A 15089-nucleotide genomic window follows, 5' to 3' on the forward strand; every position below is an offset into this window, starting at 1 on the left:
TAAATATCTATAAGTAATTTTGTGTATTCTGAACCAAATAAAAGAGCATTTTTATGAAGAAGATCGGAATGCACAAAATAATTAATATTTTTTATATAAATTAGAAAGTTTTGCTTAAATAATGAAAAGATAGCTAAAAACATTTGTTATATAAAAAGTAATTTTTAATATAAGGGAGTAGGTAATAATTATGAAAAGAAGAAAAGGAGTAGCGCTTTTAGTAGCTTTAGTGGTAACAATATCATTTATTCCAATAATAAATGTAAATGCTGAAGATACAGGTAAGATTAATGTGACTATTGATACAAGTGCAGACAATGTTAAAATTAGCCCATATATTTATGGGGCTAATTATGATTGTAATGGGAATGAAGGTACAATTCCACAAGTGGCAACTGCAAGCAGGCTTAGTGGAAATAGGCTAACAGGATATAATTGGGAAAACAATGCTTCAAATGCAGGAAGTGATTGGAAGCATTCTAGTGATAATTATTTAACTATGAATAAACCTTATGACGCTCAAAACATTCCGGGTAAAGTAGTTACAGATTTTCAGGATGAAGCTTTAAAAAATGGAGCAACATATTCACTTGCTACTTTACAGATGGCAGGGTATGTAGCGAAAGATAAAAATGGAACTGTAAGTGAAACAGAAACAGCACCTTCAGCAAGATGGGCAGAGGTTAAAGTAAGAAAGGGAAATGCTTTCTCTCAAACACCAGATTTAACCGATAATTATGTATATATGGACGAATTTGTAAATTCACTAATATCTAAATATGGAAAAGCAGATACTAATACAGGTATTAAAGGCTATAGTCTTGATAATGAACCTGGGCTTTGGTATACTACTCATCCTAGAATTCATAAAGATAAAGTAACTTGTGCAGAACTTATATCTAAAAGCACAGAATATTCAAAAATGGTAAAGGATATGGATTCAAATGCAGAAATATTTGGACCAGTATTATTTGGAATGGGTTCATATTTAGATTTAGTCAGTGCACCTGATTGGAATAATGTAAAAGGAAATTATAAATGGTTTCCAGATTATTATCTAGATAATATGAAAAAAGCATCTGAAAAAGAAGGAAAGAGATTATTGGATGTATTTGATATTCACTATTATTCAGAAGCAACAGGGGGAGGTATTAGAGTAACTGAAAGTACGGATACAAATGTTGAATGTAATAAGGCTCGTATACAAGCACCTAGAACCTTATGGGATTCAAACTTTATAGAGGATAGCTGGATTGGTAAATGGGCAAGTTCGTATCTTCCAATTATTCCTAAAATGAAAGCTTCAATTGATACTTATTATCCAGGAACAAAATTAGGAATAACAGAGTATAATTTTGGTGGAAATAATCATATATCAGGCGGAATTGCTCAAGCTGATGCATTTGGTGTATTTGCTAATCAGAATGTATATTTTGCATCATTATGGCCATTTAGCGGTAAAAGTGATTATACACAATCAGCATTTAATTTATATAGAAATTATGATGGTGAAAAGTCAACTTATGGAGATATAAAGGTTAAAGCTGAAACTTCTGATGTTGAAAATTCATCTGTATATTCTGCATTAGACAGTAAGGATTCTTCTAAATTGCATGTAATAATGATTAATAAAAATTATGATAAACCTATGACAATGAGCTTTAACATAGGTGGAAATAAAATTTATGGATCAGGAAAGGTGTGGGCTTTTGATGAAAGTAGTCCACAAATTACAGAAAAAACTCCTATAACAAATATTTCAGATAACAAATTTGAATATACAATTCCCAAATTAACAGTATGCCATATAGTATTAGATCTTAAGGAAAAAGTAAATACTGTAATTGGAGATGTAAATGGGGATAATATAGTTGATATAAGAGATTATACAGCTCTACAAAAATATATAACTGGAGAATCAATTAATATAAATAAAGAAAATGCAGATATAAATAAAGACGCAAGAATTAATACAGCGGATCTTTTTGCATTAAAAAAGATGATATTAGAAGGTTAAGGTATTATAAGACGAATAAAAACTGTAGCAAAGAAATTTGCTACAGTTTTTATTCGTTGCTTATTATTAATTCTTGCTTAAAAATACAATTATCAATTGCAGTATTAAAAAGAACATTATTATAACGTTTATTAATAATATCTTTTATATTATTTAAGCCGATGCCTCTGTTTTCACCCTTGGTAGAAAAGTTTTTTTCATAAAGCTTATGAATAGGAGGAGTTGAACTTAAACATGAATTAGAGATATTTAATATGATTTCAGTATCAGTTTTTATCATAGCAAAATGGATAAATTTATTATCACATAAAATACTAGCTTCCATTGCATTATCAAGCAAAATGCCAGCAATTCTACAAAGGTCAATAGTAGTCATGTTAATATGCTCTATATCATCTATTAATTCTATGGATACATTTATTCCTTGTGAATGGGCAGTGCTAAACTTTGAAGATAATAGAGCTTTTAAAGGGCTTATTTTAATATGAGACAATAAAGATAAAGACATATCTTTACTTATAATTGTATTGCTTTCAGGTAATAGCTCTCTGTAATAAAAGTCTTTTAAACCCTTTATATCCTGTTTTTCAATATACATTTCTAAGGTTGAAAGTATATTCAAATAATCATGTTTAAAGCTTCTTAAATCTGAATACATGCTTTCAATCATATTTGTATAATCTTTTAACTGCAAATATTCATTAGCTTTATGTTTATTTATTAAAAAGGTAAAACTGTAATACAGCATAGCGACAACAAATATAAAAAATATGAGTAAAGTTATTGCATTAAATAAAATCATAGAACTATCCCACGATATTACATAATTATATATGGCTGTTTCATAAATAGCAAATATAATTAATATAATACTAAATAAAAATGCGATGGGAAGTTCTTTAGGAATATCAAAATTAACATCAATTTTATTGAAAAAATTTAATAAAATTAGTCTGATTAATTTACTAAGAATAAAGGTAATAAAAAAAAGAAGAAACTGAGATAGTAAATCTAATATAGAACTATTACTTATATCGGCGTGAGTGTATTTTAAAAAATATATAAATACTGCTCCTGTAATACTATCTGAAATACATATTAATATCCATATAAATCCAGAAAGAACAATAGAAATAAGAACTTTCTTATATATCATTAGTAGATATATAAAAAGAAATATAGGAATTAAAAATAAAATGTTAAAAGTATTATTAATCAATATATAACCATTAAATATATATAATATTAATGAATATATAAATAATACCTTTTTATTTGGCTTAACAAAAAAAGTAAAGTTTAGAACTGGAAGTAAAAAAAGAAGCACTGTAAATAATGGATAAATTATGTTAATTGCTAATGAAGACATTTTTTTAACAACCCCTTTAAGTATCGTAATGATACATAACATATTTCATCATTTACCATTTCTATAACCATATTATTTTTATCTATAGACTTAATCTTTTTAGTATTAACTAAATAAGATCTATGAGTTTTATAAAAATCAGAAGATACTGTTTTTTCAATATTTTTTAACGTTCCATAAAATTCTGATTGTCCATTAAAAGTGTGAACAGAAATTTTATGCTCTTTACCAGCAGTTTCAAAAAATAAAATATCTTCAAAATCTAGTAAAACAACATTGTTACCAACTTCTATTGAGATTTTAGTGTCTACCTTTGCTTTAGCAGCATTTAAAGTAGTATGTACAGCATTTAGACAATCTGCAACTTTTGTTTTTAATATATTAACATCGCCTTTAATTATATAATCAAGAGCTTGTACTTTATATTGAAAAGTAAGTAATGTTAATTCTGCATGACCTGTTAAAAATATAATGTATCCATTAGGGTCATAAGTTCTTATTAATTTTGCTAACTCAAAACCATTAAGGTCGCTATTTAAATCAACATCTAAAAAATATACAAAACTATTTGTACGATTATCGATATGTCTAATAACCTCATGGGGATTATCTGTAGAAAGAGCAATTTTACAATTAAATTTTTTTATTTCAGTAGCCAGAATAGATTCAAGTTGTTTTCTTTGATTCACATCATCTTCACAAATAATAATATTATTCATAATTATTTCCTCTCCTTATAATGATAGTTAAACTAAAATATGCCCTATGATTATATCGTAAAATGGAACACGTGTCCATAATTTATATATATTTATAATTATTAGTTTTTTTACCAAATAGCTTATAAGCCATAGGGGTGATAACTAAAGATGCTTCTAAAATTGAGTAGGTGATTAAATTAGCATATATATTACTTTTAATTAATATAATTGCAATATAAAAAATTATAACAACCACAATAGATTTTATTTTTAAACGTTTTCTTAATTTTTTGCTCACAAGAGGACGTTCTTCAGTATCTCCAGGTGCATATAAAAATATAAGAATTAAACTTATTATAAATATAATAGATTGTATTATTATATTTATAGAGAAATTTAAGCTTAAGTAAACGTTACCTAAGAATAGTATATAATTAACAATTATACATTGTATAGTTGAATTTGCATGAACTCCAGAAGCAGAAACTCTAAGAACTGCGAAAACTATAAACGCAATGAACGTATATTGCAATACTCCTAAAAAATATGCAGTTGTAAGTAAAATAATTGATTTAGATATATCTAGCATAATTACTTGCAGACCGTAGTAAATTTTTTCTAGATTTTCTTCTGGTATTGGAGTGTTATTTTTTATAAAATTTAAACATTTTTCACTTAACTTATTTGTAATAATCATAATTTATATAACAAATCCTTTCTAAAATAATTTAATTTTGTAGACATATATAGTATAAATCAAAAATTTAATTTATACTAGTATTATGTAAAAATGTTTTATGGAGGTATATTTGTATATGGACAGTATAAGTTCTTTTATTTGGGGGATATTAATAAATTTATTTTTATTTGTAATTCCAGTAATCCTTTATTTAAAGCTAAAAGATAAAGTAAATCCATTAGTTTATTTAAAAATAAGAGGTAATTCTAAACAAGGCATATTAATAGCAATAATAGTAAGTTCTACTTTTATAATACTACTTATTACAAAAAATGCAATTACTGGTTTTAATTCATTTCATCTAAATTTAGGAGTATTATGGATAAGTGGCTTACTTGCAGGATTTGTTGAGGAAATTCCATTTAGAGGATTTATATTGCAAAAGCTATGGAATCATATGAAATTTTGGAAAGCTAATTTATTAACTACAATAATATTTGTTTTATCTCATATGCCTGTCTGGATAAATTCTAATACAGATATTATAAGATCTGCTATTAATATTTCTATGGTAAGCCTTGCATTAGGGTATTTGTTTAAAGAATACAAATCTTTATGGATACCTATAATATGTCATTCTGTATTTAATTTATGCATATGGATGGGGTTATAGATATACGGATAAGAATAGATGAGCAATAAGATTTTATACAAAATAAGTCTTATTTAATCATCTATTTTTTTCTTATAGTAATAACAGATTAAAACATTTCATAAAATACTAAATTTGAGTCTAATAATAGGAAAGTTGACGTATATAGTATTTTTAAGTATAAAAATTAAACATTAGCGATTTTTTGCTTGTATTAAGTAATAAAAGATTTATTATTGTAAATAAATAGAATAATTTATACATGAAATTATTCATAAAAATGTATAAAGTTATTAAGAAGAAAGGTGGATGGAAATGAAATTTAAACCAAATTTTTTAGCAATCTTCATGAGTATGGTAATTGCTTTAATGACACCAACTATTGTATTTGCATCAGAAAGTGACAATAATGATGACTATCTTCACACTGATGGTAGTAAAATTTATGATTCTTTAGGAAATGAAGTTAGGTTAACTGGTATTGCTTGGTTTGGGAATGAAACTCCCAATGGTTCTTATCATGGACTATGGGCAAATACATTAGATGATATTTTAGACAAAGTAGCAGACAATGGATTTAATACACTTAGAGTTCCATTATCAGTACAATTGGTAAATGAATGGAGGCAAGGAAATTATCCAATGCCAGATTCAATTAATGATTATGTTAATCCAGACTTAAAGAATAAAAATAGTTTAGAAATACTTGATAAATCAATATTGACTTGCAAGAAAAAGGGTATAAAAGTAATGCTTGATATGCACAGAATTATAAATGGAAGTCAATCCAATTTATGGTATACTGATAAATATAGTGTGGAAGATTATGAAGAATGTTGGAAATGGCTTGCTAATCATTATAAAAATGATGATACTGTAATTGCTATGGATATCTTTAATGAGCCACACGGTAAAGCCTATAGACAAGAACAAGCAGCTAAATGGGATGAATCAACAGATATAGATAATTGGAAATATGAAGCCGAAAAAGTTGGAAAAGAAATTTTAGATATTAATCCTAATCTTTTAATTATGGTAGAAGGAATAGAGACATATCCTAAGGAAGGATTTGATTATAGTACTAAGGCTATAGATAATTATTATGGAACTTGGTGGGGCGGAAATCTTAGAGGAGTTCAAGAGCATCCGGTGAATATTGAAAATCATCCAAATCAAGTGGTATATTCGCCACATGATTATGGTCCAGGGGTATCAATGCAACCATGGTTTGAAAATGGTTTTACTAAAGAAAGCTTATTAAAAGAAGCTTGGGAGCCTAATTGGTTTTACATTCAAGACAAAAACATAGCACCATTATTAGTAGGTGAATGGGGCGGAAATATGGATGGTTCAAATAACCAAAAGTGGATGCAAGCTTTGGCTGACTTTATTACAGAAAAGAATATTAACCACACTTTTTGGTGTTTGAATCCAAATTCAGGCGATACAGGTGGAATACTTGGATATGATTTTAAAACTGTAGATACTGCTAAAATGGCACTTGTTAAGCCAACACTATGGCAAGAAAAGGAAAGTGGCAAATTTATAGGTTTAGATCATAAAGTAAATCTAGGTAAGAATGGTACACATGTAGGCGGAAATACAGTAATAGATCCTGTAATTAATAAAGGTGATATAAATGATGATGGTAAAGTAGATATTACAGATTATATAGTATTGCAAAAATATATAATGGATACATCAAATAAAATAAATACTAAAAATGCAGATATGAATGAAGATGGAAGAATCAATACTTCAGATCTTTTTAACTTGAAAAAATTACTCTTGGAATAAAAAACTTCAATAATATATTAAATTAAAAAGTATCTCCTTTTATGATAAACTTATAAGGAGATACTTTTTAATATTTTAAGTAAGTTATTAAGAAAATTCATATATTTATTTGTTATGTTTATAGATTTTAATTAAGAAAATTCAAAGTTTGCAAAATTAACTTGTTTATATTATTTAAAATATATAGTAAACTTTTTAGAACATATATTTATATAAGATTAATTTATATTTGAGGGGAGGAGATTTATTGTGAAATTATTAAAATGTGGTGATAAAGTAGCTATTGTTGCTTGCTCTAATGGATTAGAGGAAAGTAACATAATAAAGATGAAAGAATTAGAAACTACATTAAATAAGATTGGTCTTAAAATTGAATTTAGTGATAAGATTTATAAAAAAAATTCTGAGTTTAACGGAACTGGAGAAGAAAAAGCAGAGGTTTTAATGCGCTTTTTCAAGGATTCTAGTATAAAAGCTATATTTGATGTATCTGGTGGAGATTTAGCAAATGGAATTTTGGATTATTTAGATTTTGAAATAATAAAAAATAATCCTAAACCTTTCTTTGGATATAGTGATCTATCTGTAATTTTAAATTCTTTATATTCTAAAACAGGAATCAAAACTTATTTGTATCAGATAAGAAATTTAATTGAAAGTAATACAAATAGACAGATCGAAGAATTTAAAAATACATTTATGAGCAGTGGGAATGAACTTCTAACCTTTAAGTATGAATGGATACAAGGGAATTCTATAGAAGGTATTGTAGTTGGAGGGAATTTGCGTTGTTTTTTAAAGCTTGCAGGTACAGAATACATGCCCAATTTTACTGATAAAATTATATTCTTAGAAAGCTTAGGAGGGGATGTACCTAAGATGGTGACATATTTGACTCAATATAAACAAATGGGTGTATTTAAAAAAGTTAAAGGAATATTACTTGGAAGTTACACTGAAATGGAGAGAGAAAAGTATTTTCCGACTATAGTAGAAATAATAAAAGAAATGGTTAATAATCCCAATATGCCAATTGTGAAAACAAGTGAAATTGGTCATGGAAAAGACTCAAAATGCATAATCATTGGGAAAAATATAAAAATTGGAAGGTGAAAAAGCTTTTGTAATTTTACAAATTTTAAGGTTTATAATGGGAAAAAGTCCTAATTTTATCTGTTAAGCTATTATTAAGGTTAATGAAATAAAATAATATGTGTTGAGAGATATTAATATAATAATTAATATTTTACAGCGTATTTAATAATTGAATTTAAAAATATACATTAAAATAATGGCTTACAGGGGGAATAAACATGGATATTATAAGAAATTTATCTATCAAAACAAAATTATTATTAGGATTTATGTGTATTGCTTTATTAATTGCAGTAACAGGATTCTTTGGAAAGTTTGGAATGACAAATATTCAAAAAAATGCACAAAATATCTATTCCAACAATTTGCAAAGTATTGATGAGATACATTTAATTAAAGAAAATTTACTAGATGAATTATCAATAGTTCAAGGTACAATTATAGATAATAATACAGCAAAAACAGATGATGCTATAAAATTGATTGAAGAAAGTCAATCTACTACTGATAAGTACATTGAATCCTTTGAAAAAATAACTATATCAGATGATTCTAAAAAAACATTTAATGATTTTATTTCTCTTTTAGAAAAATACAAAATTGAAAGAAATAGTGTTTTAGAATTACTGGCTAATGAAAATTATAGCGAAGGAATTAATAAAAGAGTTGATATGTTTGAAGCTAGAGATGATATGTTTGAAAAGTTAAATGAGTTGATTGAAACAAATTACAGTTTAGCAAAAGAAGCAAATGAAAGTAATGCAGAAAATTATAAAATTACCACTAATATAATGCATGTGATTTTGGCATTAGGCATTATTTTAGCAATTATTATTGGGTCAATTTTATCATTATACATATCAAAGACAGTAAAAAAGATATTATTATTGGCAGAAGCTTTAGGAAATGGAGATTTAACATATTCCTTAGAGAGTAGAAACAATGACGAATTAGGAAAACTCATTAATGCACTAAACCATGCAAAAGAAAGAATGAGAGGAGCAATTGAAAATATAATAGATCAAGCTCAAGGTGTAACAGCTTCTAGTGAAGAATTATCTGCTACTTTAGAAGAAATGGCAAGTAATTTTGAAAACATAGATAAAAATACCTCTAAGATAGTAAGAAATATAAATGGAATAAATGAAAATACTCAAGAATTATCATCAACTATGGAGGAAGTTAATTCAGGAATAACACAATTAGCTTCAAGCTCAACAGAAAGTAGTGATCAGTCTATATATATAAAAGAAAGAGCTACTGATATAAAAGAAAAAGGTTCTAATTCTAAAAGAATAGCTGATAGGTTATATGAAGAAAAACAACACAATATACTTAAAGCCATTGAGCAAGGAAAAGTAGTTAGTGAAATTGGTATAATTGCAAAATCTATAGCAGCAATAGCAGAACAAACAAATTTACTTGCTTTAAATGCTAATATTGAAGCAGCAAGAGCGGGGGAACAGGGAAAAGGCTTTGCAGTTGTTGCAAATGAAGTAAAAGTACTTGCTGAACAATCAGCAGATTATGTAAAAAGTATTCAAACTGTAGTTTCTAATGTTCAAGTTACTTTTGATAATTTATCTACTAATTCAAAGGATATACTTTATTACATTGATAACAGTGTAAAAGACAATTACGATTTATTGATTGATACAGGTGATAAATATGAAAAAGATGCAGCTTTTATTAGTGATTTATCACAAAATATGGCATCAATGACTGAAGAATTAAATGCTTCAACAGAAGAAATTTCAGCGGTTGTACAAACTATTGCAAATAATATGAAGGATACTAAAAATAATTCAGAAGAGATTTTAATAGGAATAGAAGAAACAAATAAAGCAATTGAACAAGTTGCTGTAGTGGCTCAAAATCAAGCTGCAACTGCAGAAAAGTTAACTCAATTAGTATTAACCTTTAAGATATAAAAAGTTAAATTATTACATTAAAGCAATGCACAATAACTAAATATATGTAGTTTATTTAGTTGAACATATATCTATTATTAAAAAATAAAATTAATAATAGATAATAAAGTTATTACTAATTGTAATTAGTAACATGTGTTACATAAAATTATTAACTATAGAGATATAATGGCATTAGAGTTAATAGTAAGGAGAGATACTGTATGATAAATATAGATAATTTTATGAGACAACACAAGGACATTATGGAAGAGTTAAATTACATTGAAAAAATAATAAATAACAAAGATTACTTAAATCATTTAGATGATTTTGTTCCACATATAAATAATTTAGCTGGAAAGTTGAAAATTCATTTAAATTCTGAAGATAAGTTTTTATATCCTAATCTAATTGAGGGAGAAGATATAGAACTAAAAAATATAGCAAATGATTATATTAATGAAATGGGAAACATTGCTGATGCATTTATAAATTATAAAAATGAATTTAATACTAAAAGTAAAATAAATGAAAAAATAGACACATTTATATCTAAAACAAAACCTATACTTAATGAGATAAAAAATAGGATTTTAAAAGAAGAAAATGAATTATACAAATTAATTACTAAAAAGGGAATATGAAAATTAATTAAAACTTAAGGAGTTAAAAAAGGTCAGCAAATACTAATATTTTGCTGGCTATTTTAATTTAATATATGATTAGAAATATTAATAAAGGCTACGCATTTATCATATAATTGAATTTTTATGTATTCTATAAGGATGATATATACTATAAAATATACAAGGTATAATAAATTATCAAAAGCAAATAATAAAAGAGAAGAATTTTGTTATTATAAGAATGTAGATAAGTAAAAATATTGTTAAGACTGGCTGTTATTTTATGTGAAAGAAGGAATTATTATATAAAAAATAGAAGAAAGGAGTAATATAATGGAAGAGCGAAAAGAAATAATAGAAACAGGATGGAACTTAGATAATAGTTATGCCAAGTTGCCAAAATCATTTTTTAAAATCCAGAGACCAACACCTGTAAGCTCACCCCAATTGATTATTCTTAATCACCCACTTGCAACATCTTTGGGCGTGAATATTCAAGCAATGAAAAGCAATGATGGAGTGGCGGTTTTTGCTGGTAACCAAATACTGGAAGGCGGTTTACCCCTTGCTCAAGCTTATGCAGGACATCAATTTGGATATTTTAATATGTTAGGCGATGGCAGAGCTTTGCTGCTTGGGGAGCAGATCACTCCAACAGGCGATAGAGTTGATATTCAGCTAAAGGGATCGGGGAGAACTCCTTACTCTAGAGGTGGCGATGGCAGAGCTGCTATTGGACCAATGCTACGTGAATATATTATCAGTGAAGCAATGTATGCCCTTGGCATTCCTACTACTCGCAGTCTAGCCGTGGTAACAACCGGTGAGTCAATAATTCGTGAAACCCTTCTGCCAGGTGCAATTCTTACACGTGTAGCCGCTAGTCATCTGCGGGTTGCTACTTTCCAATATGCTGCAGAATGGGGAACAGTTGAAGAACTAAAATCCTTAGCTGATTATACATTAAAGAGACATTTTTCAGATGGTAATGAGGGTCAGAATCCATATCTTTTTCTACTTAAAAACGTAATTAAACGCCAAGCTGAACTTATTTCTAAATGGCAGCTAGTTGGTTTTATTCATGGGGTGATGAATACTGATAACATGTCAATTAGTGGAGAAACAATTGATTACGGACCTTGTGCTTTCATGGATGCTTATGATCCAGCAACTGTATTTAGTTCAATTGATAGAGAAGGGCGTTATGCCTATGGAAATCAGCCATATATTGCGGGATGGAATTTAGCACGATTTGCTGAAACTTTATTGCCACTGCTCCATGATAACCAAGAGGAGGCTGTGAAACTGGCTCAAGATGCAGTTTCAAATTTTACTGAGTTGTATCACGAAAATTGGATGGCTGGAATGAGATCAAAACTAGGAATCTTTAACGAAGAGCAGCAGGATGAATCACTTTTTGAAGATTTGCTAAGTATAATGCAGAAGTATAATGCGGATTATACCAACACTTTTCTTGCACTAACATTTAATAAATTTTCTGATATGGATATGTTTAATAGTGAGTCATTTACTCATTGGTATAAGCTTTGGCAGGAAAGAATAGGGAGACAGCAGCAAACAAAAGCTTCATCGCATCAATTGATGAAAAATTCTAATCCAGCACTAATCCCGCGTAATCATAGGGTGGAAGAAGCATTAGAAGCTGCAGAGAAACAAGGAGATTATAATGTTGTGGAACGGCTTCTTAAAGTTCTTTCCTGTCCTTATGCTCACTCTATAGAACAAGATGAGTACTCCACATTACCCGCTAAATGCAACCAGCCTTATCGAACTTTTTGTGGCACCTAAAATAGGAGAATTAGAGCAGCTAATTGATATAAAATTTTTTAATAATTGTTAATCAATTAAATATAACTTGGTATAAGTAGTATACTGAAATAATTATATAACAATTTATATATAAGAAAATCCAAATTTAAAATTTGGATTTTTTTGTTTTCAAATCATATTTTTTAAATTTTCATTGACAGGCTAAAAATAATGTATATACTAGAAATATATAAAGTATACTATTAGTATACTTTATATATAGGAGGTGTATTCAAATAGGTATTACAGAACGAAAAGAAAGAGAAAAACTAGCTCGTAAAACTGAAATAATAAATGCGGCTGAAAAGATTTTTTTCAAAAAAGGCTTTGAAAATTCTACAATGGATGATATTGCAAAAGAGGCTGAGTTTACTAAGAAAACTATATATTCATATTTTAAAAGTAAAGATGAATTATACTTTGAAATAATGTTATTAGGATACAATATATTAAATGAATTATTTGATAAGGTAATCAAGGAAAATAGCAAAAAAAGTGAAATTGAAAAAATCAGAAAGCTTGGTGAAACTTTTGTTAAATTTAGTAAAGATAATCATGGATATTTTAAGGTTATTTCAGATTATGAAAATAAAGAATTTGATTTCCAAGTTGATGATGATAATTGTTTAATTAAAAAAAGTTATATAGTGGGCGAGCATTCTTTAGAGATTTTAAATGACTGTATTATAAATGGAATTAAAAAAGGTGAGTTAATAGATCATATTGATTCATATACAATTTCTCTTATGCTTTGGTCAAGTTTTACAGGTTATATTGGTTTAATAAATAAAAAAGAAAAATATATAAAAGCTTATTACAATAAAAATATTGAGAATTTAATGGAAGATGGAATAGAAATTTTATTAAGGTCTATTAAAAAATAAGGAGGGATTTTATATGGTAAATATAAACAAAATATTAGTTGTAGCAGTTTGTTTTGTACTTTTAATTGCTATTATTATTGGGGGGAAGTATTTAATTTCCGTAAAGAACTATCAAAAAGCCGTTAAAGATTTGAAAATTGGTACTATAGAATTATCAAAGGTTTCTGATGGAGAATATACTGGTACTTGTAATGTTGATTACATTTATGCAAAAGTTATTGTTACAGTTAAAGATCATGAAATTAAAAATATAAATTTATTAGAACATAAAAATGAGAAAGGAAAGCCAGCAGAAGTCATTACAGATAAGGTAGTTAAGGAGCAAAGTGTTCAAGTAGATACTGTTTCAGGAGCAACCAATAGCAGTAAAGTAATTTTAAAAGCAATTGAAAGCGCATTAGTATCTGGAACTCAAAAATAATGAATTATATGAAATATGTTTCTTATAATTTACAGCTATAATACGTCAGTAGGGGAAATGAATAGAAATAAATTGATACTAGATTAGAATACTATGAATTAATCTTTCTATATAAATTTCACGAATATGTTAGAAGTTCATTATAGGACAAACTATATATTAACCAAGTGGGTATTAATAGAAGTATAATTAAACTTTATTAATGCCCATTTGCTCAATATTACACTATTTTTTATACAGCCAAATTATTAAAGAGAATAGGAGCTTATTTCTATGAATTGTCATTGTTTATAGAAGTTTGACAATTTATAGATGAAGTAAGGAAGTTAAATATATTTAACTTAGAATTCACGTAATCAAAAAATTATTTATTATTAACAATTCTTTTTATACAATCATTAAGCCAATCTATATAACTTTTTTCTCTCATAATAGCGCTATTTAAGACGATGTAATCACCAAAGCTGGGAGAGGAAACTTTAGATATATCTTTTGTTTTTGAAAGTTTTTTCATAGAAGCTTCTAAGTATTCAAGCCTTTCCGAATGTTTATTTAGAGCAATTTCAAATTGTTGTAATAAAATATCAATATTCATTTCATCACAAAAATAAGCTTTCAATTTAAAGACATCTTTAGGTGTCGGTTCTAAAGGATCATCTTTTGCAAGCCATTTTTGTAAAGATCTTTTTCCTTTTTCAGTTATGGTATATAATTTTTTTTCTAGTTTTTCACCCTGTATAATTGTTTCATATGAAATAAGATCTTCATCTGTCAATTTTTTTAATTCAGGATATATTTGGCTATGTCTAGCATACCAAAATTCTACTAACCCTTCATTAAATTTCTTTGTTATATCATATCCTGTTAATGAACTTCTATTAACAAGACCTAAAATTGCATACTTCAATGTTCTCATATATATTGTTAGCACCTCATTCTTCTTATTGTTTTAGAATTTACAAAATAAAGTTAAAATTTATAAAATAAAATTTATAAATAGATTTAAAAGCATCAGAAATGAACAACCTGAAAATCAAATTTTATTGTAAAACAATTTTAACACAATTAAATATAAAGGAAAACAAAGTGTGAATAGTAATACATG

At 27.1% G+C, this 15089-nt stretch carries 13 protein-coding genes; 9 read left to right on the plus strand and 4 right to left on the minus strand.

What is annotated here, in order from left to right; all coding sequences use genetic code 11:
* Positions 1-190 precede the first annotated feature (190 nt).
* Positions 191-2017 carry a glycoside hydrolase family 44 protein gene (locus tag CLPUN_RS07645; RefSeq protein ID WP_242954072.1) on the plus strand — a complete coding sequence of 609 codons (1827 nt, stop codon included), beginning with the start codon at positions 191-193 and terminating at the stop codon, positions 2015-2017.
* Between the two features lie 49 nt (positions 2018-2066).
* Here the strand turns inward: CLPUN_RS07645 and CLPUN_RS28595 are convergent, their stop codons facing one another.
* The 3 genes from CLPUN_RS28595 to CLPUN_RS07660 all read right to left on the minus strand — a co-directional run bounded on the left by CLPUN_RS28595 (position 2067) and on the right by CLPUN_RS07660 (position 4784).
* Positions 2067-2765, minus strand: coding sequence for a sensor histidine kinase (locus CLPUN_RS28595; protein WP_242954073.1), 699 nt, complete (start codon positions 2763-2765; stop codon positions 2067-2069).
* Positions 2766-3373: 608 nt separating this feature from the next.
* On the minus strand, positions 3374-4105 hold the full coding sequence (locus CLPUN_RS07655; RefSeq protein ID WP_077846717.1) for a LytR/AlgR family response regulator transcription factor: 732 nt from the start codon (positions 4103-4105) through the stop codon (positions 3374-3376).
* A gap of 82 nt (positions 4106-4187) precedes the next feature.
* A complete protein-coding gene (locus tag CLPUN_RS07660; RefSeq protein WP_077846718.1) occupies positions 4188-4784 on the minus strand; it encodes an accessory gene regulator ArgB-like protein in 597 nt (198 codons plus the stop codon).
* A gap of 118 nt (positions 4785-4902) precedes the next feature.
* Here CLPUN_RS07660 and CLPUN_RS07665 point away from each other — a divergent pair, with 118 nt between their 5' ends.
* From CLPUN_RS07665 to CLPUN_RS07700, 8 genes are all read left to right on the plus strand, one after another.
* Positions 4903-5439: a CPBP family intramembrane glutamic endopeptidase gene (locus tag CLPUN_RS07665; RefSeq protein WP_077846719.1), complete on the plus strand. Its 537-nt coding sequence runs from the start codon at positions 4903-4905 to the stop codon at positions 5437-5439.
* Positions 5440-5733: 294 nt separating this feature from the next.
* Positions 5734-7215, plus strand: a complete 1482-nt coding sequence (locus CLPUN_RS07670) for a cellulase family glycosylhydrolase (RefSeq protein WP_077846720.1) — start codon at positions 5734-5736, stop codon at positions 7213-7215.
* A 249-nt stretch (positions 7216-7464) separates the two neighbouring features.
* Positions 7465-8328, plus strand: a complete 864-nt coding sequence (locus CLPUN_RS07675; protein ID WP_077846721.1) for a S66 family peptidase — start codon at positions 7465-7467, stop codon at positions 8326-8328.
* Positions 8329-8528: 200 nt separating this feature from the next.
* Positions 8529-10241 carry a methyl-accepting chemotaxis protein gene (locus CLPUN_RS07680; protein ID WP_077846722.1) on the plus strand — a complete coding sequence of 571 codons (1713 nt, stop codon included), beginning with the start codon at positions 8529-8531 and terminating at the stop codon, positions 10239-10241.
* A 203-nt stretch (positions 10242-10444) separates the two neighbouring features.
* The gene (locus tag CLPUN_RS07685) at positions 10445-10867 is read left to right on the plus strand and encodes a hemerythrin domain-containing protein (RefSeq protein WP_242954074.1); all 423 of its coding nucleotides are present in this window, start codon (positions 10445-10447) and stop codon (positions 10865-10867) included.
* Positions 10868-11182: 315 nt separating this feature from the next.
* A complete protein-coding gene (locus CLPUN_RS07690) occupies positions 11183-12658 on the plus strand; it encodes a protein adenylyltransferase SelO (protein ID WP_077846723.1) in 1476 nt (491 codons plus the stop codon).
* Between the two features lie 311 nt (positions 12659-12969).
* Positions 12970-13563: a TetR/AcrR family transcriptional regulator gene (locus CLPUN_RS07695; RefSeq protein WP_278281614.1), complete on the plus strand. Its 594-nt coding sequence runs from the start codon at positions 12970-12972 to the stop codon at positions 13561-13563.
* 13 nt (positions 13564-13576) lie between these two features.
* Positions 13577-13984 (plus strand): FMN-binding protein, encoded by a 408-nt coding sequence (locus CLPUN_RS07700; protein WP_077846725.1) that lies wholly within the window; start codon positions 13577-13579, stop codon positions 13982-13984.
* A gap of 364 nt (positions 13985-14348) precedes the next feature.
* On the opposite strand, the gene CLPUN_RS07705 is transcribed toward CLPUN_RS07700, so the two are convergent.
* Positions 14349-14900 (minus strand): PadR family transcriptional regulator, encoded by a 552-nt coding sequence (locus CLPUN_RS07705; RefSeq protein WP_077846726.1) that lies wholly within the window; start codon positions 14898-14900, stop codon positions 14349-14351.
* Positions 14901-15089: the final 189 nt, after the last annotated feature.

This window comes from Clostridium puniceum, from assembly GCF_002006345.1.
Classification (GTDB): domain Bacteria; phylum Bacillota; class Clostridia; order Clostridiales; family Clostridiaceae; genus Clostridium; species Clostridium puniceum.